The 24,722-nt window shown below is 62.6% G+C and carries 20 protein-coding genes, 4 tRNA genes and 1 pseudogene; 11 read left to right on the top strand and 14 right to left on the bottom strand.

Annotated elements, in window-relative coordinates; genetic code table 11:
* Nucleotides 1–203: 203 nt before the first annotated feature.
* From BLS08_RS22225 to BLS08_RS22215, 3 genes are all read right to left on the bottom strand, one after another.
* The gene (locus BLS08_RS22225; RefSeq protein ID WP_017679266.1) at nucleotides 204–998 is read right to left on the bottom strand and encodes an ABC transporter permease; all 795 of its coding nucleotides are present in this window, start codon (nucleotides 996–998) and stop codon (nucleotides 204–206) included.
* Complete coding sequence (locus BLS08_RS22220) at nucleotides 995–1,927, bottom strand: ABC transporter ATP-binding protein (protein ID WP_090337548.1); 933 nt, start codon at nucleotides 1,925–1,927, stop codon at nucleotides 995–997. Before BLS08_RS22220 ends, BLS08_RS22225 begins: the two co-directional genes overlap by 4 nt.
* Before the next feature lie 154 nt (nucleotides 1,928–2,081).
* On the bottom strand, nucleotides 2,082–2,744 hold the full coding sequence (locus tag BLS08_RS22215; protein WP_090337546.1) for a transglutaminase-like domain-containing protein: 663 nt from the start codon (nucleotides 2,742–2,744) through the stop codon (nucleotides 2,082–2,084).
* Between the two features lie 140 nt (nucleotides 2,745–2,884).
* Between BLS08_RS22215 and BLS08_RS22210 the strand changes: the two genes are divergently transcribed.
* Both BLS08_RS22210 and BLS08_RS22205 read left to right on the top strand, forming a co-directional pair.
* Nucleotides 2,885–5,332: an acyl-CoA dehydrogenase gene (locus BLS08_RS22210; RefSeq protein WP_090337544.1), complete on the top strand. Its 2,448-nt coding sequence runs from the start codon at nucleotides 2,885–2,887 to the stop codon at nucleotides 5,330–5,332.
* A gap of 192 nt (nucleotides 5,333–5,524) precedes the next feature.
* Nucleotides 5,525–5,932: a PA2817 family protein gene (locus BLS08_RS22205; RefSeq protein WP_090337542.1), complete on the top strand. Its 408-nt coding sequence runs from the start codon at nucleotides 5,525–5,527 to the stop codon at nucleotides 5,930–5,932.
* Between the two features lie 111 nt (nucleotides 5,933–6,043).
* On the opposite strand, the gene BLS08_RS22200 is transcribed toward BLS08_RS22205, so the two are convergent.
* The 4 genes from BLS08_RS22200 to BLS08_RS22185 all read right to left on the bottom strand — a co-directional run bounded on the left by BLS08_RS22200 (nucleotide 6,044) and on the right by BLS08_RS22185 (nucleotide 6,420).
* Nucleotides 6,044–6,119 (bottom strand) — tRNA-Gly (locus tag BLS08_RS22200).
* A gap of 14 nt (nucleotides 6,120–6,133) precedes the next feature.
* Nucleotides 6,134–6,209, bottom strand: a tRNA-Glu gene (locus BLS08_RS22195).
* 45 nt (nucleotides 6,210–6,254) lie between these two features.
* Nucleotides 6,255–6,330 (bottom strand) — tRNA-Gly (locus tag BLS08_RS22190).
* A 14-nt stretch (nucleotides 6,331–6,344) separates the two neighbouring features.
* Nucleotides 6,345–6,420, bottom strand: a tRNA-Glu gene (locus tag BLS08_RS22185).
* A gap of 243 nt (nucleotides 6,421–6,663) precedes the next feature.
* Between BLS08_RS22185 and BLS08_RS22180 the strand changes: the two genes are divergently transcribed.
* Both BLS08_RS22180 and BLS08_RS22175 read left to right on the top strand, forming a co-directional pair.
* A complete protein-coding gene (locus BLS08_RS22180; protein WP_017679261.1) occupies nucleotides 6,664–7,407 on the top strand; it encodes a hypothetical protein in 744 nt (247 codons plus the stop codon).
* 53 nt (nucleotides 7,408–7,460) lie between these two features.
* Nucleotides 7,461–8,123, top strand: a complete 663-nt coding sequence (locus BLS08_RS22175) for a glutathione S-transferase family protein (RefSeq protein ID WP_017679260.1) — start codon at nucleotides 7,461–7,463, stop codon at nucleotides 8,121–8,123.
* A gap of 125 nt (nucleotides 8,124–8,248) precedes the next feature.
* Here the strand turns inward: BLS08_RS22175 and BLS08_RS22170 are convergent, their stop codons facing one another.
* Nucleotides 8,249–8,731 carry a GAF domain-containing protein gene (locus tag BLS08_RS22170; RefSeq protein WP_017679259.1) on the bottom strand — a complete coding sequence of 161 codons (483 nt, stop codon included), beginning with the start codon at nucleotides 8,729–8,731 and terminating at the stop codon, nucleotides 8,249–8,251.
* A complete protein-coding gene (locus BLS08_RS22165; RefSeq protein WP_017679258.1) occupies nucleotides 8,728–9,618 on the bottom strand; it encodes an ATP-binding protein in 891 nt (296 codons plus the stop codon). The genes BLS08_RS22170 and BLS08_RS22165 overlap by 4 nt, the downstream gene beginning before the upstream one ends.
* Nucleotides 9,619–9,728: 110 nt before the next feature.
* Here BLS08_RS22165 and BLS08_RS22160 point away from each other — a divergent pair, with 110 nt between their 5' ends.
* Complete coding sequence (locus tag BLS08_RS22160; RefSeq protein WP_017679257.1) at nucleotides 9,729–12,050, top strand: response regulator; 2,322 nt, start codon at nucleotides 9,729–9,731, stop codon at nucleotides 12,048–12,050.
* Here BLS08_RS22160 and BLS08_RS22155 read toward each other — a convergent pair.
* The 3 genes from BLS08_RS22155 to pdxB form a co-directional block, all read right to left on the bottom strand.
* A complete protein-coding gene (locus BLS08_RS22155; protein WP_017679256.1) occupies nucleotides 12,040–12,498 on the bottom strand; it encodes a MarR family winged helix-turn-helix transcriptional regulator in 459 nt (152 codons plus the stop codon). The two genes, BLS08_RS22160 and BLS08_RS22155, sit on opposite strands and share 11 nt — an antisense overlap.
* Nucleotides 12,495–12,980, bottom strand: coding sequence for a glutathione peroxidase (locus BLS08_RS22150; RefSeq protein ID WP_017679255.1), 486 nt, complete (start codon nucleotides 12,978–12,980; stop codon nucleotides 12,495–12,497). Before BLS08_RS22150 ends, BLS08_RS22155 begins: the two co-directional genes overlap by 4 nt.
* A gap of 280 nt (nucleotides 12,981–13,260) precedes the next feature.
* Nucleotides 13,261–14,391, bottom strand: coding sequence for a 4-phosphoerythronate dehydrogenase PdxB (gene pdxB, locus BLS08_RS22145; protein ID WP_017679254.1), 1,131 nt, complete (start codon nucleotides 14,389–14,391; stop codon nucleotides 13,261–13,263).
* A gap of 150 nt (nucleotides 14,392–14,541) precedes the next feature.
* On the opposite strand from pdxB, the gene BLS08_RS22140 reads away from it, so the two are divergent.
* Together BLS08_RS22140 and BLS08_RS22135 are read left to right on the top strand one after the other, a co-directional pair.
* Complete coding sequence (locus tag BLS08_RS22140; RefSeq protein ID WP_017679253.1) at nucleotides 14,542–15,915, top strand: MATE family efflux transporter; 1,374 nt, start codon at nucleotides 14,542–14,544, stop codon at nucleotides 15,913–15,915.
* 39 nt (nucleotides 15,916–15,954) lie between these two features.
* Entirely contained in the window at nucleotides 15,955–17,013 is a 1,059-nt protein-coding gene (locus BLS08_RS22135; protein ID WP_017679252.1) for a DUF3080 domain-containing protein, read from the top strand.
* A gap of 85 nt (nucleotides 17,014–17,098) precedes the next feature.
* Here BLS08_RS22135 and tusA read toward each other — a convergent pair whose 3' ends face one another.
* Together tusA and rlmM are read right to left on the bottom strand one after the other, a co-directional pair.
* Nucleotides 17,099–17,350 carry a sulfurtransferase TusA gene (gene tusA, locus BLS08_RS22130; RefSeq protein WP_003460892.1) on the bottom strand — a complete coding sequence of 84 codons (252 nt, stop codon included), beginning with the start codon at nucleotides 17,348–17,350 and terminating at the stop codon, nucleotides 17,099–17,101.
* A gap of 89 nt (nucleotides 17,351–17,439) precedes the next feature.
* Nucleotides 17,440–18,495, bottom strand: a complete 1,056-nt coding sequence (rlmM, locus tag BLS08_RS22125; RefSeq protein WP_017679251.1) for a 23S rRNA (cytidine(2498)-2'-O)-methyltransferase RlmM — start codon at nucleotides 18,493–18,495, stop codon at nucleotides 17,440–17,442.
* Between the two features lie 256 nt (nucleotides 18,496–18,751).
* On the opposite strand from rlmM, the gene acnA reads away from it, so the two are divergent.
* The 4 genes and pseudogenes from acnA to BLS08_RS22110 all read left to right on the top strand — a co-directional run.
* Nucleotides 18,752–21,493 carry an aconitate hydratase AcnA gene (gene acnA, locus BLS08_RS22120; protein ID WP_017679250.1) on the top strand — a complete coding sequence of 914 codons (2,742 nt, stop codon included), beginning with the start codon at nucleotides 18,752–18,754 and terminating at the stop codon, nucleotides 21,491–21,493.
* A gap of 177 nt (nucleotides 21,494–21,670) precedes the next feature.
* A complete protein-coding gene (locus tag BLS08_RS22115; RefSeq protein WP_017679249.1) occupies nucleotides 21,671–23,236 on the top strand; it encodes a methyl-accepting chemotaxis protein in 1,566 nt (521 codons plus the stop codon).
* 310 nt (nucleotides 23,237–23,546) lie between these two features.
* Nucleotides 23,547–24,320, top strand: a complete 774-nt coding sequence (locus BLS08_RS26225; RefSeq protein WP_131515332.1) for a hypothetical protein — start codon at nucleotides 23,547–23,549, stop codon at nucleotides 24,318–24,320.
* A gap of 170 nt (nucleotides 24,321–24,490) precedes the next feature.
* Nucleotides 24,491–24,722 (top strand): annotated as a pseudogene (locus tag BLS08_RS22110) (IS4 family transposase); the annotation flags it as partial.

Raw genomic sequence — 24,722 nt, 5'->3', positions numbered from 1 at the left:
CGCAAGTTATTTCGCTATGTTTTTTCAGTCGCCGCCACATCCTGTAGCAGCGGCCTAGCCGCGAGCATTCAACCGTAGCCCGGATGAAATCCGGGGAACATAGCAGCCGTCCCCCGGATTGCATCCGGGCTACACATTAACGTTTAGTCGCGGTGGCGCCGCGAGAATCGCGGATAAATCCGCCCCTACATGAGCGGCAAACATCACTGACGCATGCCACGGCCGCTGACCAGCAGACGGATGCACAGGGCATAAAGCGCAGCGGTGGCCAGCAGCATGAAGCCGACTGCCACGCCGATACGGATGTCGGACACCCCAAGAATGCCGTAACGGAAGGCGTTGACCATGTGCAGGATCGGGTTGCCCAGCGACACCGTCTGCCAGAACGGCGGCAACAGGGTGATGGAGTAGAACACCCCGCCCAGGTAGGTCAGCGGCGTCAGCACGAAGGTCGGGATGATCGAAATGTCGTCGAAGTTGCGCGCATACACCGCGTTGACGAAGCCACCGAGGGAGAAGATGGTCGCCGTCAGCAGCACCACCAGCACGGTCACGCCCAGGTGATGCACCTGCAGGTGGGTGAAGAACAACGACAGCAGCGTGACGATGAAGCCCACCGCCAGCCCGCGCAGCACGCCACCGACGACGAAACCGATGAGGATGGTATGCGGTGACACCGGCGACACCAGCAGCTCCTCGACGTTGCGCTGGAACTTGCTGCCGAAGAAGCTCGACACCACGTTGCCGTAGCTGTTGGTGATCACCGACATCATGATCAGCCCCGGCACGATGTACTCCATGTAGCTGAAGCCCCCCATGTCGCCGATCTGCCGGCCGATCAGGTTACCGAAGATGACGAAGTACAGGACCATGGTGATCGCTGGCGGTAGCAGCGTCTGCGGCCAGATGCGCACGAAACGGCGGATTTCGCGGTGAACGATGGTACGCAGGGCCACCAGGTTGGCGGCGAATTCGCTGTTGAGGTACTGAGAAGTCATTGCGCCACCTTGGCCAGGTTCTTTTCCACCAGGGAGACGAACAGCTCCTCCAGGCGATTGCTCTTGTTACGCAGGCTGAGCACCTCGACCTGCTGCTGCGCCAGCTGCTGGAACAGTGCATTGAGGCCCTGGCTCTTCTCCACCTGCACCTCCAGGGTGTGGTGGTCGACCAGGCGCACCGGATAACCGCTCAGGTTAGGCGCCTCGCTATAGGAATCCTTGAGGTCGAGCAGGAAGGTCTCGACATGCAGCTTCTTCAACAGATCCTTCATGCTGCTCAGCTCGACGATACGGCCGTGGTCGATGATGCCGATGTTGCGACAGAGCTGCTCGGCCTCTTCCAGGTAGTGGGTGGTCAGAATGATGGTGGTGCCCTGCTTGTTCAGCTCGGTGAGGAAGCTCCACATCGAACGGCGCAGCTCGATATCCACCCCGGCAGTCGGTTCATCGAGGATCAGCAGGCGAGGCTGGTGCACCAGAGCGCGGGCGATCATCAGGCGGCGCTTCATGCCGCCGGACAGTTCGCGTGAGGCGACGTCGCGCTTGTCCCATAGGCCGAGCTGGGTCAGGTACTGCTCGGCGCGCTCCTTGGCGATCGAGCGCGGAATACCGTAGTAGCCGGCCTGGGTGACGACGATGTCGAACACCTTCTCGAACTGGTTGAAGTTAAACTCCTGCGGCACCACGCCCAGGCAGCGCTTGAGCGCATAAGGCTCGCGGTCGAGGTCATGGCCGAACACGCTGACCGTGCCGCCACTCTTGTTCACCAGCGTGGAGAGCACACCGATGGTGGTGGATTTGCCGGCACCGTTGGGGCCGAGCAAGGCGAAGAAATCCCCTTCGGCGACGTCCAGATCGATGCCGTGCAGGGCCTGGAAGCCGTTTCCGTAGGTCTTGGTCAACTGGCGAATGGTCAGGGCGGAGCTCATGAAGATGGGATTTCCCGCGCGAGAGTGAGGTGGTTATAGATGAGGGCGGACACCGGCGATTGCAACCTGGTGTTTCATCCGCTCCTCACTGGCATGCACCCTACCGACCCTGGCGCGCAGAGAAAAGGCCATCCTGGCGATCTTGATTATCGACTCAGTCGATAACACTGGCCTCGCGCTGCATATCACCACCGAGCTGCAGCGCCCCGGACTCGAACAGATGCGGGTAGCAGCCGCGCAGGTGATCAAAGAATAGTTGCTCCGGCAGATCCTCGAACTGACCGTGGTCGACCAGGTACTCCATGTAGCGCTCACCCTGGTCGTTGTAGGGGTGGAAGACGCTGTCATGCACGCCGTCGAACTCCAGCGGCGCCACCTTGAACACCCGGCATAGCGCCTCGTTGAACGCCGGCGTGGCCTTGACCCAGCGCCCGTCCAGATACAGTTCGGTGTAGCCATGCATGGCGAACACCTCGCTGCGCAGCAGTTCCAGCAGGCGCGGCGTGGACAGGTGATTGCGCACATCGGCCAAACCGATACGCGCGGGAATCCCACAATGCCGGGCACAGGCAGCGAGCAGATTAGCCTTGGGCACGCAGTAGGACTCACCGGCCGCCAATGCATGACTGGCCTTCAATGTCTGCGCATCGAGGCTGAAGGCATAGGGGTTGTAGCGAACCTCGTCACGCACCGCCAGATACAGGGCCACGGCCTGACTGGTCGGTTCTCGTGACGCACCACGCCAACGTTCGGCGAACTCGACTACCGCGCGATGGTCACTGTCAATGAAGCGGACGGGACGTAGACAGTTCTGCATGGCGAGGGCTCCTGAAGTTTGCTTCAGTCTAATCCCGTCAATTGCGCCACGTTGACGACGATCCGGCCAAGCTCACCGCCCCTGCCGCCATTTATGGCTATGCTCGGGGCGTCGCCCGCTCGAATCATGGAGGAATGCACATGCTCGTCATCTGGTTGCTGGTTCTGCTGCTCGGGGTCGCCTACCTGGCCCATAGCCGTACCGCCGCCCTACCTGCCCTCGGCATCACCGCAGCCTACCTGGTGGCCATGGCATTGTTCAGCCCGGTACCGGGCTGGTTGCAACTGCTGCTGTGGATCGTCACCGGCGCCGTCGCCGCGTTCATCCTGCTCGGCGATCTACGCCGGCAACTGTTCACCAGCCCGCTGTTCGCCTGGTTCCAGCGCGTACTACCGCCAATGTCGGCGACCGAGCGCGATGCCATCGAAGCCGGCACGGTGTGGTGGGATGGCGAGCTGTTCAGCGGCAAACCGGACTGGGACAAGCTGCTGGCCTACCCCAAGGCCAAGCTGAGCGAAGAGGAACAGGCGTTCATCGACGGCCCCACCGAAGAACTCTGCGCGATGATCAGCGACTGGCAGGTTGGCCAGCAGATGGATCTGCCGGAGAAAGCCTGGGAACACATCAAGCAGCACGGCTTCTTCGCCTTGATCATTCCCAAGGAGTACGGCGGCAAGGGCTTTTCCGCCTACGCCCACTCGCAGGTGGCAATGAAGCTGGCCACCCGCAGCGGCGACCTGGCCTCCACCGTGATGGTGCCCAACTCCCTCGGCCCGGCCGAACTGCTGCTGCATTACGGCACCGATGAGCAGCGCCAGCACTACCTGCCGCGCCTGGCGCGCGGCGATGACATTCCCTGCTTCGCCCTCACCGGCCCGCTGGCCGGTTCCGACGCCGGCGCGATGCCGGACACCGGGATCATCTGCAAAGGCCAGTACAACGGCGAGGAAGTGATCGGCCTGCGCCTGAACTGGGAGAAGCGCTACATCACCCTCGGCCCGGTGGCCACCCTGCTCGGCCTGGCCTTCAAGGCCTACGACCCGGATCATCTGCTCGGCGACAAGGAAGACCTGGGCATCAGCCTGGCGCTGATCCCCACCGATACCCCCGGCGTGGAAATCGGCCGTCGTCACCTGCCGCTGGGCGCTGCCTTCATGAACGGGCCGAACTCGGGCAAGGACGTGTTCATTCCGCTGGAGTACCTGATCGGTGGCCAGGAGTACCTCGGCAAGGGCTGGATGATGCTGATGAACTGCCTGTCGGTCGGCCGCTCCATCTCGCTGCCGGCAGTCGGCACCGGCGCGGCCAAGTTCACCAGCCTCGCCACCGGCCAGTACGCCCAGTTGCGCGAGCAATTCAACGTACCGCTGGCCGCCTTCGAGGGCATCCAGGAAGCCCTGGCGCGCATCGGCGGCAACGCCTGGCTGATGGACAGCGCGCGTATCCTCACCGCCAACGCCGTCGACCTGGGCGAGAAGCCCTCGGTGCTATCGGCGATTCTCAAGTACCACCTCACCGAACGCGGCCGCGAGTGCATCGGCCACGCCATGGACGTGCACGGAGGCAAGGGCATCATCATGGGCCCGAACAACTACCTGGCCCGCTCCTGGCAGGGCGCGCCGATCTTCATCACCGTCGAGGGCGCCAACATTCTCTCGCGCAATCTGATGATCTTCGGCCAGGGCGCCATCCGCTGCCACCCCTACGTGCTCAAGGAAATGGCCCTGGCCGACCGCGAGGACAAGGATCAGGCACTGGCCGAGTTCGACTCACTGCTGATGAGCCATATCGGCTTCGCCGTCGGTAACGCCGCCAGCAGCTTCCTCTTGGGGCTGACACTGAACCGCCTGGGCCAGGTGCCCGGCGATGACCTCAGCCAACCTTACTACCGCGCCCTCAACCGCCTGGCCGCGGCCTTCGCCCTATGCGCCGACAGCAGCATGATGTTGCTCGGCGGCGACCTGAAACGCCGCGAGCGCCTGTCTGCACGCCTGGGCGACGTGCTCAGCCATCTCTACCTGGGCTCGGCCGCGCTCAAGCGCTACCACGACCTGGACTACCCGGAAGCAATTCGTCCGCTGCTGCGCTGGGCCATGGAGGAAAACCTTTACCACGCCGAGCAGGCACTCGATGACCTGCTGAGCAACTTCCCCAACCGCCTGTTCGGCTGCCTGCTGAAAGTGCTGGTGTTCCCGCTGGGCCGCCGCCATCACGGCCCGAGCGACGAACTGGACGCCGAAGTGGCCGCGATCATTGGCCGCCAGGCCGGCGACCCGGCACTGGAGTCGGTACTGGAAGGTTGCTACCGGCCGCAGGCCGATCAGGATTCGGTTGGGGCCCTGCAACACGCGCTGAACCTGGTGCAAGCCAGCCAGGATGCGCGCAAGCGTCTGCACCAGGCGCTCAAGGATGGCAGCCTGCAACCGGCTCCGGGCCAGGACGCCATCGAGGCGGCGATCGCTGCCGGCATCCTCGACGGCGAACAGGGCCAGCGCCTGCAAGCCGCCGAAGCGGCGCGCCGTCGGGTGATCGACGTCGACGACTTCGCCAAGGAAGAGCTCAAGCTGAGCCGCGGCAAGGTACGCTGAGTCGAACCGCTTGTGGGAGGGGCTTTTAGCCGTGAATTTCTTGCGTCGCGGCTACGACTGCAGGGATGCAGGAGGTAGAGCGAAGCAGGATGCCCTAGCCGAAAGCCCTCCCACGAAGGCCAGCCAAACGGGACAGCGGGCGCCAGGAACTCTATACTCCTGCGCCCGTTTTACCCTTCAGGAAACCGCACCATGGCCAGCCATCTAGAACACCACCTCGCCCTGCTCAACCACCTGCGCGGCATCCTCGTCGCCCTGGGCGAAGCCGAACAGGTGCTCGACGACAGCCATGCCCTGTTCCTCGAGCGCTACGACGAACTGCTCGCCGAACTGCCGCGCGACCCGGTGTCCAGCCAGTACCTGGGCCAGGATCTGATCAGCCAGGTGTTCCACCGCTACCCGCAGATCGCCCATCTGGTACCGCGCGACCTGCTGTGGTTCTTTGGCGGCGACTGCCTGCACTTCATGCCCGACGAGGAAATCGCCCTGTACCAGGCCCTCGACGAGCGCCGTTTCGAAGCCGAGGAGAACGACGAACCCTTCGACTGGAATCAGGAAAAACAGCTGCTGGCACTGCCCACCGACGGCTCCAAGCACTGATCGGCCAATAAACAAAAGGCCCGCACGGTAAACCGGCGGGCCTTTTGTTTTGTGTCTGTACGAACGATAGAAACGAAAACGCCGCTCGATTGAGCGGCGTTTTCGTTTATTTGGAGCGGGAAACGAGACTCGAACTCGCGACCCCGACCTTGGCAAGGTCGTGCTCTACCAACTGAGCTATTCCCGCGGTACAACTTGAAGTGGCGTCCCCTAGGGGACTCGAACCCCTGTTACCGCCGTGAAAGGGCGGTGTCCTAGGCCACTAGACGAAGGGGACCTGGAACTTCGTTTGAAACCCTGCCGAAGCAGCATTTCCAAATTTTGGAGCGGGAAACGAGACTCGAACTCGCGACCCCGACCTTGGCAAGGTCGTGCTCTACCAACTGAGCTATTCCCGCGGTACAACTTGAAGTGGCGTCCCCTAGGGGACTCGAACCCCTGTTACCGCCGTGAAAGGGCGGTGTCCTAGGCCACTAGACGAAGGGGACACACCCCGGAACATCAAGCAACTTTCCGGCTTCCTTCGCTCTGTTTCTAGCATTGCGCTGGAAGTGGCGCGCATTCTATGGAGCCTTTCGAGGGTCGTCAACCTCTCTCTAAAAAATTTTTAAAATCAAAGACTTCAGCCCATAAATCGATATGCCACTAGGAGCCATGCAGCCAAGCCACTACACTCGGTCGAAAAGTCGATTCTCGAGAGGTCCCAAGCAGTGTCCGCACTCGTGATAACCATGCTGATCGTCGGCGGCATCGCCCTGCTGATGGTGATTGCCTACATCAACCACGCCGTCGAGAACAGCAAGCTGGAGAAAGCGCGCCAGCGCGCTGATCTGCTCGACCGCATTCGTCGCTGCCAGGATATCTCCGAACGCATGCCTGGGCAGCTGATGACACCGCAGCTGAAGCTGCTACTGAGCCAGTTGCAGCTGCAAGTCAGCGAACGCCTGCTGCCGCTGGACAAGCAGAACGCCAGACTGAAGACCGATATCGACACCCTCAGGGCTCAGGTCGCTCAGGGCGAATCCATCCCGGTGAAGAACCCACCACAGCCCATCGCCAACGAAGCCAAGGCCAAGGACGTACGTTTCCTTCTGGAAAACCTGCACGCCCTGATCACCAGTTCGGTACAGGGCGGCCTGCTGCCCGCCAACGATGGCAAGCACTGGCTCAAGCAGATTCGTCAGATGCTGGTACTGGTGCATATCGAGTTCTTCAGCACCCTGGGCCAGACGGCCATGCAGCAGAATCAACCCGGCCAGGCCCGCCTGGCCTTCGAACGCGGCGTGCAATACCTGCGCAAGCAACCTGACCCAACCCCTTACCAGACGCAACTCAAGCGTTTCGAAGAGCAATTGGCGCGCGCCAATGCCATGGTGCTCAACAACAGCGTACCCAACGCGGATGAACCCAGCCAGTTGACCGAAGGTCTGAAGGACCTGGAAGACGACTGGAAGAAGAAGAACATCTACGACTGAGCAGACGACCGCCTTCACTCAGTCAACCACGTTGACCGCCGATAGGAGTTGTAATGAGCCTGACCGTTTACGGAGCACCCCTGTCTCCCTTCGTCCGCAAACTCTGCCTGTGCCTGATCGAAAAGGGCCTGGATTACGAGCTCGAGGTGGTCATGCCCTTCGGCCAGCCGGACTGGTTTCGCGAGCTCAATCCGCTAGGCCGGATTCCCGCCTTTCGCGATGGTGACCTGAAGCTGGCGGACTCCAGCGTCATCTGCCAATACCTGGAAGAGCGCTACCCTGAGCACATGCCGCTATATGGCGACGGTGCGGAGCAACGCGCCAAGGTACGCTGGCTGGAAAAATACGCGGACTACGAGCTGGCGCCGCTGTGTACCTTCACCGTATTTCGCAACCGCGTGCTGAAAGCCACCATGGGTCAGCCATGCGATGAGGAAAAGGTGCAGCAGACGCTCAGGGACAAGCTGCCCAACCACTTCGACTATTTCGAGGCCACGTTGGGTGACGCGCCCTACTTCCTTGGCGAACAACTGTCCATGGCCGACCTGGCGCTGGCCAGCCAACTGATCAACATGGAGCACGGCGGGGAAACCCTGGATGCCGGCCGCTGGCCGAACCTGCTGGCGCACTACGAGCGCATCAAGGCCCGCGCATCCACACAGCAACTGCTGCCACGTGAACTGCGCACACTGGAGAAGATCGGAGCCAAGCGCTGAACACGCCCGCTTCGTGGGGTGCGCCGTGCGCACCGATTGCGAAATCAGCTTCGGCGACGTCTTAAACCAGCGGTGCGCGCGGCGCCCCTAGCGGATCGAGTCTCCGCGCATCGCCAAAGGCGTATTCAGCAGTCGCTGGCGGCCAGGAATATCGCTGCCAGCGCTTCGATACCGGCCTGATCCACCTCCGTGAACCGCCCCACCGACGGACTGTCCAGATCCAGCACGCCGATCAGGCGCCCTTCCTTGACCAGAGGCACCACCAGCTCACTGTTCGATGCACTGTCGCAGGCAATGTGCCCCGGGAAGGCATGCACATCCTCGACTCGCTGGGTTTGCAGGCTGGCCGCCGCGGCGCCGCAGACACCACGACCGAAGGCGATGCGCACGCAGGCCACCTTGCCCTGGAACGGGCCGAGCACCAGCTCGCCATCCTTCGCCAGATAAAAGCCGGCCCAGTTCAGATCGGCCAGCTCGTGAAACAGGAAGGCGGAAAACTGCGCAGCATTGGCGATGAAGTCGCGCTCGCCGCTAAGCAATGCCTGCAATTGTGCACTCAGCAGCGGGTAACCGTTGAGATCACCACCAGTCTGAGAAAGATCGATCATGCCTGTTGCTCCAGCAGTTGCAGCCCGACCCAGTGGCGGGCGAATTGATAGGCGCAGCGGCCATTGCGGTTACCGCGACCCAGCGCCCAGCGAATGGCGGCTTTCTCCAGTGCCTCGTCCCAGCTCCAGCCGAGCCCGACCTGACGCGCCTGCACCTCTACCCAGTGACGCACGACGAGCAGGAAGTGATCCTGAGTGAAGGGATAGAACGACAGCCACAAGCCAAAACGGTCGGACAACGCGATCTTGTCCTCCACCGCCTCGTTGGGATGCAGCTCGCCGTCGACCCGCTTCCAGTTCTCGTTATCGCTCTGATGCTCGGGCACCAGATGGCGACGGTTGGAGGTGGCGTACAGCAGCACATTGTCCGGCGCCTGCTCCAACGAGCCGTCGAGCACGCTCTTGAGTACCCGGTAGTCACCCTCGCCCGCTTCGAACGACAGGTCGTCGCAGAACAGCACGAAGCGTTGCGGCAAGCCGGCCAGCAGCTCGACCACGCGCGGCAGGTCGGCCAGATGATCGCGCTCGATCTCGATCAGGCGCAGGCCGACCTTGGCGTGCTCGGCGAGCAGGGCACGCACCAGCGACGACTTGCCAGTGCCACGCGCGCCCCAGAGCAAGGCATGGTTGGCCGGCATGCCGCTGACGAACTGACGAGTGTTGCGCGCCAGCTGCTCGCGCTGGGCGTCCACACCCAGCAGGTCGCTCAGCGACAGGTCGAGGCTGACATCCAGCGGCAACAGGTAGCCGCTGCGGCCATCACGCACCCAGCGCGCCGCCACGCACTTGCTCCAGTCCACCTCCGGACGCAGTGCAGGCAGCAGGGGTTCGATGCGCTCAAGCACCTGCTCGGCGCGGGCAAGAAAATCCAGTAACCGGGAATCCACGATCTACTACTCCTTTTGCGCAGAGCCGCACGTTGCAGGCTCTGCCGGTACAGGGTCGCTATCAGCTATGCTTGGCAGGCGCCCAAGGATCAGAGACCACGCACGCTTTTATGGACATTTCGCTCACCAATCGCCTGTCGTTCAAACAGGCCGGCCTGACCGTCCTGGTGGCGTTTATTCTTGGTACGCTGCTGAGCGTCACCCAGGTGGCGGTCGATTATGCCAGCGAAGAGGCCTCCATCAACCGCGAGATTCGCGCGCTGCTGGAAATCAGCCACAACCCCGCCGCCCGTATCGCCTACAACATCGACGCGGAACTGGCGCAGGAGCTGGTCCTCGGCCTGCTACGCTCACCCGCAGTGACCCGCGCCGAACTGATCGACAACAACGGTCTGGTGCTGGCCAGCGTCAGCCGCCCGCGCCGGGAAAGCCGCTACCGGGTCTTCAGCGACAGCCTGTTCGGGGCCCAGCGGCAGTTCCAAGACCCACTCCACGTCAGCCATGCACCCAACGAAGCCCTGGGCTTTCTACGCCTGGAAGTCGACACCTACGCCTTCGGCAGTCACTTTCTCAGACGTTCGCTGCTGACTCTGCTCACCGGTTTCGCGCGCAGCCTGCTGCTGTCACTGATCCTGCTGGTGCTGTTCTATTTCATGCTGACCAAGCCCCTGACCGGGGTGATTCGCGCACTCAGCGAACGTAACCCGCAAGACCCGCAGCACCGCCCCGTGCCCTGCCCCAAGGGCCACGAGCGCGACGAGATCGGCACCCTGGTGGAGGTCACCAACCGCCAGTTGTCGAGCATCGCCCAGGAGATCGAACAAAGGCGTAACGCCGAAGACCGCCTGACCCAGTACCTGAACGAACTGGAAAACATCGTCTCGGCGCGCACTGCCGAGCTCAAGGCCACCAACGCCCGCCTCAGCCAGTCCAACCGCGAACTGGAGGTGGCGCGCACCACCGCCCTGAACATGGCGCAGGCGCGCTCGGCCTTTCTGGCCAACATGAGTCACGAGATCCGCACGCCGCTCAATGGTCTGCTGGGCATGCTTGCGCTGGCCCTGGACGGCCCGCTCAGCGCCGAGCAGCGCCAGCAGCTGGGTATCGCCCATGACTCCGGCAAGGTGCTGGTGGAACTACTCAACGACATTCTCGACCTGTCCAAATTCGAAGCAGGCCAGCTCGAACTGGAGGAAATCCCCTTCGACCTCGGCGCCTTGGCCGAGGAAACCGCCAGCCTGCTGTCACAGAACGCCGCCAGCGCAGTCGAGCTGACCTGCCTGATCGACCCGGCACTGCCGACCCAGGTGCTGGGCGACCCGACACGGGTGCGCCAGATCGTCAGCAACCTGCTGTCCAACGCGCTCAAATTCACCCGTTTCGGCCGTGTCGACCTGATCGTCGCCTGCGGCAAGGACGGCATCAGCATCCGCGTGCGCGATACTGGCATCGGCATCGCCGAAGATGCCCAGGCGCGCATCTTCCAGCCCTTCGCCCAGGCTGAAGTCGGCATCACCCGTGAGTACGGCGGCACCGGGCTCGGCCTGGCGCTGACGCGGCGCCTGTGCGAAGCAATGCATGGCAAGCTGACGCTGCAGTCGAAGGAGGGCTTCGGCAGCGAGTTCTGCGCGCAACTGCCGCTGCCCGCCCATGCGCAAGCCAGCTCCCAACCATCACTACAGGGCCGCATCGTGGCCATGACACCGGCCAGTAGCGGCCTGCAGCAGATGCTCAGTCAGTGGCTGCCAACCTGGGGTCTGAGTTATCAGCGCCTGGATACCGACGCCAGCCTGCACGGCGTGGATGCCGACCTGCTGATCAGCGATTGCCCGGAATGCCTGCTGGGTATTCGCCCGGCGATCAGCACGCCGGTGCTGCTGGTCACCGCCTATGGCAACTTCCTGCCGCACGAGCAGGCGCAGCGTCTCATGCCGCTGCTGCAGATCGCCCGCCCGCTGGCGCGCAATGGCCTGCTACAGGTGCTGCGGCACATCCTGCACAGCGACGATGGCAACCTGCACAACAGCGCCCAGACGCAAGCTGCGCGAGAAAGCACAGCACGCGTGCTGCTGGTCGAAGACAACCCGGTCAACCAGATGGTCGCCAAAGGCATGCTGGCCAAGCTCGGCTACCAGGTGCTGGTCGCCGCACACGGCGCTGAAGCATTGGAGGTGCTGGAGCAGGAGCCCATCGACCTGATCCTGATGGACTGCAACATGCCGGTGATGGATGGCTACGAAGCCAGCCGACGCATCCGCAGCAATGGCCGCTGGCCGGAGTTGCCCATCGTCGCCCTGACCGCCAATGCGCTGTCCGACGAGCGCGAGCGCTGCCGCGCTGCCGGCATGAACGATTACCTGGCCAAACCCTTCCGCCGTGAAGAACTGGCAGTCATGCTCGACACCTGGCTGCCCGATGAGGTCAATCGCTGAGCCGAGCCAGTAGCCGATCCAGGCTGCGCCGCAGCCCTTCCATCTCCAGCAGATCCTGATCACCGAACTGGCAGAGCAACTGCGCCTTGAGCGGCAGGACCTGCGCCTGCAGCGCCCTGCCAGCCTCGCTCAGGGCCAGATGCACCTCGCGTTCATCCGCCTGCGCGCGACGACGCTGCACCAGGTCCATCTGCTCCAGACGCTTGAGCAGCGGCGTCAGGGTGCCAGAATCCAGCTGTAGGCGTTGCCCGAGCGCCTTGAGCGTCGGCTGCTCGGGCGCCCGCTCCTGCCATTCCCACAGCACCAGCATCACCAGATACTGCGGGTAGGTCAGGCCGAGGGCGTCGAGCATCGGCTTGTAGCCGCGGATCACCGCACGTGAAGCGGCGTAGAGCTTGAAGCACAGCTGATTGTCCAGCTGCAGCCCGGCGGTGTCGAAAGCACTCATTTCAGCAGGGCTTCGATCTCGCTGCTCAGCTCTTCGGGCTTGGTGGTCGGGGCGAAGCGCTTGACCACCTTGCCGTCCTCGCCAATCAGAAACTTGGTGAAGTTCCACTTGATGCCCTGGCTGCCCAGCAGGCCCGGCGCGCGCTTCTTCAACTGCACGAACAGCGGGTGAGCATCGCTGCCATTGACGTCGACCTTCTTGAACAGTGGGAAGCTGACGCCGAAGTTCAGCTCGCAGAACTCGGAGATCGCGCCCTCGTCACCCGGCTCCTGCTTGCCGAACTGATTGCAGGGGAAACCGAGCACTACCAGCCCTTTGTCTTTGTATTGCTGCCAGACGCTTTCCAAGCCTTTGTACTGCGGGGTGAAGCCACATTTGCTGGCGGTGTTGACCACCAGCACAGCCTTGCCGCCGAAGTCGGCCAGAGTCTTCTGCTCGCCCTTGATGGTGGTGACCGGAATATCGAAAAGTGCGTTGCTCATGGGGAATCGTCCTGAATGGGCTTGAAGTGACGAATAAAGTAGCGAGCAATTAAATTGCATGCAATTTAATTAAGGCAAAATAACATATGCAGATATCGCACTATCCGTAGGTTAGTTAGCGGCGCCGAGTGCCGAGCTTCCAGACGCAGATGAACTCCTCGCGCTCGGATGGCCACCCCACGTAACCCACCGGGCGATGGATCGCGTTGCGCCGATGGTGGGTTACGCCGCACCGGCCTTAGCAAACTGTTCTGCAAGCGTGACAGGCGGCCAACCTACCCTACGAAACGGTGGCGCCCAGGGCTCGTACCAGAGCAGCCAGCGGCGCTGAATCACCCTGAATACGCACGTGCAAGCCATCGATCTCGCGGCGCATGGGGTAATGCTTGCGCAGGCGGTCGAAGCCGGCGCGACGGGTATCGGCATCGCCAACCAGGCTGCGGCGAAAGTCGGCATCGTCGCGGCGCGGGTCATAGACCGCGCGGCAAATGCTGGCCAGCGCCCAGGCAGGATCGGCGCTGCCGTCGATGCTCAGCTCACTCAACCAGGGCGCCGGCAACAGATCGGCCAGGCTCACCTGCTCGGCTACGCCCAGCGCCCGGCAGCAGGCCTGGTAGATCTGCGCCGTGCCGCGCAGCTTGCCGTCCAGGCTGTAGCCGGCAATGTGCGGCGTGGCCAGTTGGCACAGCGCGGCCAGCTCGACATCGGCCTGCGGTTCGCCTTCCCAGACGTCCAGCACGGCCTTCAGATCAAGCCGCTGTGGCAACAGGCTGCGCAGCGCGGCGTTGTCCACCACGGCACCGCGACTGGCATTGATCAACCAGGTGCCAGGCCTGAGCGCAGCCAGACGCGCCGCATCGAACAGGTGACGGGTCGAAGCGTCCAGCGGTGTATGCAGGCTGATCACATCGCATTCGCCGATGATCTGCTCCAGGCTGACGAAGTCGCCGCCCTCGGCGGCCTGGCGCGGCGGGTCGCACACCCGCACCTGCCAGCCTAGCCCCTGCAGCAGAGTCACCAGACGCCCACCGACCTGCCCCGCCCCGACCACGCCATAGACACGCGCAGCCGCGTCAACGCCCTCACGCTCGGCAAGGGTCAGCACGCTGCCCAGCACGTAATCCACCACGCCACGGGCATTGCAACCGGGGGCGCTGCTCCAGGCGATGCCTGCTGCGGCGAAGTAATCGAGATCCAGATGGTCGGTGCCGATGGTGCAGGTGCCAACGAAACGTACCCGGCTACCTTCGAGCAAGGCGCGGTTCACCTGCGTCACCGAGCGCACCAGCAACAGGTCGGCATCACGCACATCGGCCGCCGTGATGGCGCGCCCGGGCAAGCGGCGGATGCTGCCGAACGCAGCGAAGAACTCATCGAGCAGGGGAATGTTTTCGTCGGCGACTAGGTGCATGACAGGCTCCATCGGGCAGGTCGCCATTCTAAGTCAGCCGACACCTCAGCGTCGCCCCACAGGCCGCCAGACAGAGGGGCAGATCGTACTTTCCTGACCGACACGTCAAAGCGTAGACTACGCGGTTTCCTGCTATCCCGAAGAATCGAAATGTCCACCGACACCCGCCTTGGCCGCGTGCGCACGGAACTGCGCAGCCTGCTCATTCTGGCCACGCCGATCATCATCGCCCAGTTGGCGCACACCGCCATGGGCTTCGTCGATACGCTGATGGCCGGGCGCGTCAGCCCGCAGGACCTGGCTGCGGTGGCGTTGGGCAACTCGATCTGGGTGCCGGTGTTCCTGCTGATGACCGGCATCCTGCTGGCCACCACGCCCAAGGTGGCTCAGCGCTTCGGCGCTGGCCAAGAGGCCGATATCGGCCCGCTGGTGCGTCAGGCACTCTGGCTGGCGCTGGCCGTCGGCGGTAGCGCTGCGGCGCTGCTATGGAACGCCGAGTTCATCCTGCGCACCATGAACGTCGACCCGGCGCTGATCACTCCGGCCATGGGCTACCTGCGTGCGGTGGCCTGCGGATTCCCGGCAGTGGCGCTGTACCACGTGCTGCGCTGCTTCAGCGATGGCCTCGGCCATACCCGCCCGGCCATGGTGCTGGGCATTCTCGGTCTGCTGCTGAACATTCCTGCCAACTACATCTTCATCTACGGCAAGTTCGGCCTGCCGGCCATGGGTGGCGTTGGCTGCGGCTGGGCGACCGCGCTGGTGATGGGCTTCATGCTGATCGGCATGCTGGTCTGGGTGAAGTGGGCGCCCTACTACCGTGCCAGCGCGCTGTTCACCCGCTTCGAATGGCCGCAGTGGACAGTGATCAAACGCCTGCTGAGCATCGGCGTGCCAATCGGTATCGCGGTATTTGCCGAATCGAGCATCTTCGCGGTGATCGCCCTGCTGATCGGCGGCCTCGGCGCCACCGTGGTGGCCGGGCACCAGATCGCGCTCAACTTCAGCTCCATGGTATTCATGATTCCCTACTCATTGGCCATGGCCGCCACCGTGCGCGTCGGCCAGGCGCTGGGCCGTGGTCAGCCACGCGAGGCGCGCTTCGCTGCCGGGGTAAGCATGGCCGCGGCGCTGGGCTACGCCTGCGTATCGGCCAGCCTGATGTTCCTGCTGCGTGAGCAGATCGCGCAGATTTACACCCCGGACAAGACAGTGATCGCCGTGGCGGCAACGCTGATCGTCTATTCGGCGCTGTTCCAGTTCTCCGATGCCATCCAGGTGACGGCGGCCGGCGCGCTGCGTGGCTACCAGGACACGCGCATCACCATGTTGCTGACGCTGTTCGCCTATTGGGGCATCGGCCTGCCGGTGGGTTATGCGCTGGGGCTGTCCGACCTGTTCGGCGAACCCAGCGGCCCCAGTGGCCTGTGGCAAGGGCTGGTGGTCGGACTGACCTGCGCCGCAGCGATGCTCACCGTGCGCCTGGCGCGCAGCGCGCGCAAGCGCATCCGCCGGGCCGCCTGAGTCATTGGATAGGCAGGAAATCAGCTCTAGACTGAGCCCATGATTCGACCTGCCCTGATCCTCTACTTCTTTGCACTCGCCGGCTGCGGCCCGGCCAACGATGGCCTGGCCCTGCAGAGCGATTACCTCGAACGCCTGCAGCGCTCGCTCGATGCACCGAACGTCAGCTCGCTCGATAAGCGCAGCATCAGTCAGTACCGCCTGCCAGCCCGGCGCGAGCGGCTTTCGGACATCCCCGAACTGCGCATCGGCCTGCTCGATCTGGTGATCGACGCGCGGCGCTGTCCGCACCTGCAGCAGTTGATCAGCCAACGCAACAGCAGCCTGGGCAAACAGTTGATGCCCAGCCAGCGCCTGGGCTACGAAGGCGATCTGCTGCGCGCCATCGACGACTGCCTGCCGCATCTGCAGGACGACTCCAGCCTGAAGGCCACCCTGCAACGCCTGGCCGACGACAAGCGCCAGCAACTGCCTGCAGTATTCTGGAATGCGCTGAACGGCAGTCCGGAGTTCGAGAACTACCTGCGTTTCGCTGATAAAGCCTTGCCGGTGGACATGCTGGAAGACAGCGCCGCGCTGGACGCATTGCAGCGGCTGGCCAGCATCGGCGCCGCCCTGCCTGCGCAACTGCCGCCGAGCGCCAGTGAGCTGGAACCGCAGTTCTTCACCCTCTACGCCAGCGAGCAAGGCGGCCAGTTGATTACCAGCCTGGCCAGCCTGCGCCACACCCTCGACGCAGGCAGCGAACTGCTGGAGCAACGCCAGCGCAATCGCCCACTCTGCCCACTGGGCCAGGCGACGCCACGCGGGCGCATCCTGCAGAACATCTTCATCAAGTTCTACGCTGGCGGCCTGCAACCCTACCTGGCACAGGTCGACCAACGCGGCCAGCAGTGGCAGGCGGCGCTGCTGCAATTGCAACGCATCGACGGTATTCCCACCACCACCCGCGAGCACCTGCAGCGTTTGGCAGGCGAACAGGATTCGTTATGGCAGGATTTCCGCATAGCCACGGCGCGTCACGTCAAGGCCTGGCAGACTTTGCTAAACAGCTGCGGCCTGGCGCCGGGACAGGCGGGATGGCACAGCGAAAGCTAGCAAACCGTAGGGCGGGTGTAACCCGCCATCGCGACCAACAACATCCGCTATTTGGCGGGTTGCACCCGCCCTACGAGATAACTGCCTAATCGGCCTTCTTGCGAATCCAGTACAGGTAGGTGCCGTCTTCCTCGGCCTGACCGAGCAGTTCGTGACCGAGGAACACGCAAAACTTGGGAATATCACGACGGGTCGACGGATCGGTAGCGATCACCTTGAGCAGGCCGCCCGGCGACAGGTCGCGCACCTTGTTGTGCAGCATCATCACCGGTTCCGGGCAATTCAGGCCGCTGGCGTCGAGCAGGTCATCGTGATTGAGGGTCAGGGCTTCGGACATAAGGGGCTCCACAAACAGGCGCGCATTGTCGCGCAAAGCTGACCTTCAGGTCACCTGCCCGCACAATCCTGAGACCTGCGCGCACATCATCACTTACCGTGCCGGCGCAGATGACAGGTCACTTCCTCACGGTCGTGATACAGCTGCTTGCAGCCGATGCTGACCTTCAGGCCCCGCTCGACCAGCCCCGACTCGATGCGATCGAGCAGACGCCGCACTTCGGCGTAGCGCTGCTTCATCGGCAGCTTGAGGTTGACCACGGCCTCGCGGCACAGCCCCTCGCCCAGCCAGGTCTCGATCATCGCCGCCGTGCGCGCCGGTTTCTCGACGATATCGCAGACCATCCAGTGCACCGGATGCCGTGGGCGGAAGGTGAAACCATCGGCGCGCTGATGCACAACGAACCCCGAGTACATCAGGCTTTCGGCCATCGGCCCGTTGTCCACGGCGGTAACGCGGATTTCCCGATTGACCAGTTGCCAGGTCCAGCCGCCAGGTGCTGCACCCAGGTCAACTGCTGTCATGCCCGGCGCCAGGCGCTGATCCCACTGCTCGCGAGGGATGAAATGGTGCCAGGCCTCCTCCAGCTTGAGCGTGGAGCGGCTCGGCGCCTCGCGCGGAAACTTCAGACGCGGAATGCCCATCGGCCACATCGCCTGGTTATCCGCCTCGGCGATACCGGCGAATACCTCACGGCCGCTCTTGAAGGTCAGCAGCAGGCGCGGCTTCTTCGCGTCGTCCACCAGCTTGCCGGCCTTGAGCAAGGCCTTGCGCAGCGGCGCCTCGAACTTCTTGCAGAAGGTCGAAAGCTCCTTGCCGTCGTTGGTATCCACCACTTCCAGCCACAGGCTGCCGCACACCGGATAGTCCGCCAGGGCGTCGAGCAGCACACTGATGCGATCGCTCTCCGGCAACATGACGAAACCACCGCGTGCCCATTGCCTGGGGAAAATCAGGCTGTTGAAGCGCACACTACGCATCATGCGCTCGCCATCGGCCGCCTCGCTGCAGACGAACTCGGCACACGCGCTGCCAGGCTTGGTTTTGGAGTAGCCCGGTACATCCAGGCGTGCGGCGAGGTCGCTGATCTCGGCGCAAACCTCCCCTTCGAAACCGGGGCGGCAATGCAGAAACAGGGTATTCATCAAAGGGTCTCCTCAAGGCGCGCATGATACCCGAGACCGGAACCCAGAGCCGCTAAACCTGTCCAGCTACATATGCGCTGCCCACAGATAGGGAGCCGCCAGCCATCGCGTTTCGATGAGGCCCGGCCACCCAGAACAGGCAGCGCATAGCAACCGATAAAGGATATGCGCTAGCCAGACTGCTCAAGCCGAACTAGCTTGAAGGTCTGCCGCCATCAGACACAGCCCGAACCGTGCGGGCCCAAGGAGATGTGCAATGCCCTCCCTCGATAGCCTGAACTGCCGCCGCGAACTGAAAGTCGGCGACGCCACTTACCACTACTTCAGCCTGCCCGAGGCTGCCCAGCGCCTCGGCAACATCGACCGCTTGCCCAAGTCACTCAAGGTCCTGCTGGAAAACCTGCTGCGCAACGAAGACGGCCAGACCGTGCAGCCGCAGGATCTGCAAGCCATGGTCGACTGGCTCGACCAGCGCGCCTCCGACCGCGAGATCCAGTACCGCCCAGCGCGCGTGCTGATGCAGGACTTCACCGGCGTGCCGGCGGTGGTCGACCTGGCTGCCATGCGCGACGCCATGGCCAAGGCCGGCGGCGACCCGCAGCGGATCAACCCGCTGTCGCCGGTGGACCTGGTCATCGACCACTCGGTGATGGTCGACCGCTACGCCTCCTCCAGCGCCTTCCACGACAACGTCGAGCTGGAAATGCAGCGCAACGGCGAGCGCTACGCCTTCCTGCGTTGGGGCCAGCACGCTTTCGACAACTTCAGCGTGGTACCGCCGGGCACCGGCATCTGCCACCAGGTCAACCTCGAGTACCTGGCGCGCACCGTGTGGACCAAGGAGGAAGACGGCGTCACCCTCGCCTACCCCGACACCCTGGTGGGTACCGACTCGCACACCACCATGATCAACGGCCTCGGCGTGCTCGGCTGGGGCGTCGGCGGCATCGAGGCGGAAGCGGCCATGCTCGGCCAGCCGGTGTCGATGCTGATTCCCGAAGTGATCGGCTTCAAGCTCAGCGGCAAGCTGAAAGAAGGCATCACCGCCACCGACCTGGTGCTTACCGTCACCCAGATGCTGCGCAAGAAGGGCGTGGTGGGCAAATTCGTCGAGTTCTACGGCGACGGCCTGGCCGATCTGCCGCTGGCCGACCGCGCCACCATCGCCAACATGGCCCCCGAGTACGGCGCCACCTGCGGTTTCTTCCCGGTGGACGAGATCACCCTCGGCTACCTGCGCCTGTCCGGCCGCCCGGATGCCACCGTGCAACTGGTCGAGGCCTACAGCAAGGCCCAGGGCCTGTGGCGCGAGCCAGGCGCCGAGCCGCTGTTCACCGACAGCCTGAGCCTGGACATGGGCAGCGTCGAAGCCAGCCTGGCCGGGCCCAAGCGCCCGCAGGATCGTGTCTCGCTGGGCCAGGTCAGCCAGGCCTTCGACGACTTCATCGGCCTGCAGCTCAAGCCCACCGCCAAGGAAGAGGGTCGCCTGCTCAGCGAAGGCGGCGGCGGTACCGCCGTCGGTGGCGACAAGCAGAGCGGCGAAATCGACTATGAGGACGACGGCCATACCCATCGCCTGAAAGACGGCGCCGTGGTGATCGCCGCTATCACCTCCTGCACTAACACCTCCAACCCCAGCGTGATGATGGCCGCCGGCCTGCTGGCCAAGAAGGCCGTGGAGAAAGGCCTGCAGCGCCAGCCCTGGGTGAAGAGCTCGCTGGCCCCCGGCTCCAAGGTGGTCACCGAGTACTTCAATGCCGCAGGCCTGACGCCCTACCTGGAGAAACTCGGCTTCGACCTGGTGGGCTACGGCTGCACCACCTGCATCGGCAACTCCGGCCCGCTGCGTGAGCCGATCGAGAAAGCCATCACCCAGGCCGACCTGACCGTCGCCTCGGTGCTCTCCGGCAACCGCAACTTCGAGGGCCGCGTGCACCCGCTGGTGAAAACCAACTGGCTGGCCTCGCCACCCCTGGTGGTCGCCTATGCCCTGGCCGGTAGCGTGCGCCTCGACCTGACCCGCGACGCCCTCGGCACCGGCAGGGACGGTCAGCCGGTCTACCTCAAGGACATCTGGCCGACCCAGGCCGAGATCACCCAGGCCATCGCCCAGGTCGACACCGCCATGTTCCGCAAGGAATACGCCGAAGTCTTCGCCGGCGACGAGAAATGGCAGGCCATCGACGTGCCCAAGGCCGACACCTACGCCTGGCAGGGCGACTCCACCTACATCCAGCATCCGCCGTTCTTCGAGCACATCGCCGAAGATCCGCCACGTATCACCGATATCCGCCAGGCGCGCATCCTCGCCCTGCTCGGCGACTCGGTGACCACCGACCACATCTCCCCGGCCGGCAACATCAAGGCCGACAGCCCGGCCGGGCGCTACCTGAGCGAGCATGGCGTGGACAAGGCCGACTTCAACTCCTACGGCTCGCGCCGCGGCAACCATGAAGTGATGATGCGCGGCACCTTCGCCAACATCCGTATCCGCAACGAAATGCTCGGCGGCGAGGAAGGCGGCAACACCCTGCACATCCCCAGCGGTGAGAAGCTGGCGATCTACGACGCCGCCATGCGCTATCAGGCCGAAGGCACGCCGCTGCTGATCATCGCCGGCAAGGAATACGGCACTGGCTCCAGCCGTGACTGGGCGGCCAAGGGCACCAACCTGCTGGGGGTCAAGGCGGTGATCGCCGAGAGCTTCGAGCGCATCCACCGCTCCAACCTGGTGGGCATGGGCGTGCTGCCGCTGCAGTTCAAACCCGGTACCGACCGCACCAGCCTGAAACTGACCGGCAAGGAAGTGCTGGCCATCGAAGGTCTGGAAGGCGTGGAACTGCGCCCACAGATGCCACTGACGCTGATCATCACCCGTGAAGACGGCACGCATGAGGAAGTCGAAGTGCTGTGCCGCATCGACACCCTCAACGAGGTCGAGTACTTCAAGGTTGGCGGCATCCTGCACTACGTGCTGCGCCAGATGATCGCCAAGTGATGTACCTGCCCTGCCGTGTCATGCGGCAGGGCCTCCCCGTCGGGCCAAGGACGGCTCATGCCGTGACAAAAATGTGACGCCATTCAAAAAGCGATTACACTCGCCAAAAATGGATTCAGCCCTCAACTTCGCCGCTCGCCGGCCGATGACAGGGCATTACAACGACGGATACCTGCCATGCGTAACAACCAGCCGGTCACTCAGCGTGAGCGCACTTTTCCTGCACAACAACGCCTGATATCCACCACCGACCTCAAAGGACAAATCAGCTACTGCAACGACGCCTTCGTCGACATCAGCGGCTTCAGTCGTGAAGAACTGCTGCGCGCACCACACAACATCGTGCGCCACCCGGACGTTCCATCGGCCGTGTTCGAGCATATGTGGACGACCCTGAAGAAGGGCCGCCCGTGGATGGGCATCGTCAAGAACCGCTGCAAGAACGGCGACCATTACTGGGTCAACGCCTACGTCACGCCCGTGACCGAAAACAACCAGGTCGTCGGTTACGAATCCGTCCGTGTCAAACCGACCGCCGAGCAGGTGCGCCGCGCCGAAGTCCTATACGCCCGCATCAACGCCGGTAAGTCGGCCGTTCCGGCCAGCAACCAGTGGCTGCCCATCGTCCAGGCGTGGATGCCCTTCATCCTGGTCAGCCAGATCGGCTTCATGATCGGCCACTGGATGGGCAGCAATTGGGGCTTCATCCTCGCTGCCGCACTCTCCGTGCCGCTGGGTCTGGCTGGCATCGCCTGGCAGACGCGCGGCGTCAAACGCCTGCTGCGCCTTGCCGAGCAAACCACCTCCGACCCGCTGATCGCGCAGATGTACACCGACAGCCGTGGCGCCGAAGCACGCCTGGAAATGGCCATGCTCAGCCAGGAAGCACGGCTGAAAACCTGTCTCACCCGCCTGCAGGACACCGCCGAACAACTGACCCTGCAAGCGCGTGAAGCTGACAAGCTGGCGCACAACAGCTCGGCCGGCCTCGAGCGCCAGCGCAGCGAGACCGAGCAGGTCGCCACCGCAGTCAACGAAATGGCCGCCACCACTCTGGAAGTGGCAAGCAACGTCGCCCGCACCGCCATCGCCACCCAGGAAGCCAACCGCCTGACCAGCGAAGGCCGCACCATCGCCGCTGAAACCCGCGAAGCCATCCAGCGCCTGTCGCAATCGGTGGGCGATACCGGCGAAACCGTGACTCGCCTGGCCCAGGACAGCAGCGAAATCGGCGGCGTGGTCGACGTGATCAAGGGCATCGCCGACCAGACCAACCTGCTCGCCCTCAACGCCGCCATCGAAGCCGCCCGCGCCGGCGAAATGGGCCGCGGCTTTGCCGTGGTGGCCGACGAGGTGCGTTCGCTGGCACAACGCACCGCCGAGTCCACCGAACAGATCCACGCCCTGATCGCCAAACTGCAGCGCACCGCCGAAGAGGCCGTGCTGACTATGGAAATCGGCCGCAAGCAGGCCGACGAAGGCGTCGAGCGCGTACTGCAGGCTGATCAGGCGCTGTCCGGCATCAGCGACTCGGTGGCCAATATCGCCGATATGGCCAACCAGATCGCCGCAGCGGCGGAAGAACAAAGCGCCGTCGCCGACGAGATCAACCAGAACATCATCACCATCGCACAACTGGCCGATCAAACCGCTGGCGAAGCACAAAGCACCGCCAAACTCAGCGAGGCTCTGACCAACACCGCACAGGGCCAATACGCCCTGGTCGAACGCTTCAACCGCTGAAACAAAAGGCGCAGCGGCTCACCGCTGCGCCTTCCCCTCCCCGCCCTGCTTTTGTAGGAGCGAGCTTGCTCGCGATCTTCCCTACGCCCTTCCCAACCTTCCCCGCCTTCGCGTAATTGCCACTTGCCAGCAGTTATCCGACATGGTGTATAACCTCCCAAACACCCCATCGCCTCGCTACCTCCCGCGAGCTAGAGAAGGATTTTGAAAATGACCAGGAAGGTTATCCACCAGAATCGCCCGCAGGTTATGCAGCATTTGGTGTCTATTTATAGTTAGGCTTCAACGGAGCAGCCAATTGGAATTTACCATGGAACTAATAAACAAACTTAACCTAGTTGAGTGGGCAACGGTGCTGGCATTCATTACAGGCCTATGGAAATTTGTTTTAAAATCAGCCTTCGAGATTTGGTGGAAAAATAAGCTAGAGCAACAAAAGCAAGAAGTTGGGAATGCACTCTCAATTCAAAAAGAATTAACTTTAAAAAACGCAGAATTTGAAAAAGTAAAATTAGAAAGAGTTTTGCCGCTACTCGAAAAAATCAACAGCGCAATAAGCGAACACAATTTAATGTTCAATACTTATGCTCACGCAATAGCCAACAACATGTCTTACCCAGAAAGGCTAGAGGGATTGAGACTTGAGCAAGACAAGAAGATGGTCTCAGCCTTGTCAAAAATATCAATCTATATTCCCTCTGAGTTCCGCGCACTCCTATATCAACTCAGAAGAGTCATGAGTTGCTCTTGGCGGGATGCGGAGCGCGCCTGCGGTGTTCTAAGGTCTTGCGGCAGCAGCTCAGAAATAGCGTTTGCCGCACAAGAGTTATACTCAGAGCTAATCAACTGCTACTACTCAATGTGCAGTGAATATATTAGCTCCACATCTAGCCCAATAGCTCTTAGTGAAATATTGACATCACACCAACTTGATCAAGCCGCAAGAACCAATAGACTCGACCCTGCTAATCAGTTGGCGTGGAAATTTCTTTTACTTCCAGAGTACTACAGCAGCAATGAGCAAGTTGCAGCTCAAAACCAGTATGAGCAATTTCATAAAAACAACAACCAACCCCCTGCCTAACAAGCGGCTCAAATCACTCGCTTCGCTCGCTGGGACAGGCTAAAGCTCAATGTCATCAACTTTGGAAATTATCCATAAATATCATATAATTAGCGCTCAAATCAGTGCATGGGAGAAGCCCTTTTGACTACCTATACCGCATCGCTTGACACCGCCAGCCAAACCCTGGCTTGAAAATTGTACAAAAAATAACCAGCCCGCTCGATTGTCCCGCCTTCATCGCCGCCCACCGCCAGAATCCTCAAGACTTTACCCGCCGACGCCAGCTCACCTTCAAGAACCTCGTCCTGTTCCTGCTCAATCAGCCGCGCACGGCCCTGCAAACCGAACTCGATCAGTTCTATCGCGTACTCAATCAGGCGTCGACTGAGACGCAAATGGTCACTGCGCAGGCCTTCTGCA

This window comes from Ectopseudomonas chengduensis (assembly GCF_900102635.1).
Lineage (GTDB): Bacteria > Pseudomonadota > Gammaproteobacteria > Pseudomonadales > Pseudomonadaceae > Aquipseudomonas > Aquipseudomonas chengduensis.
Note: the sequence above shows the minus strand (reverse complement) of the source record. Positions and strands in the feature narration are given on the sequence as shown.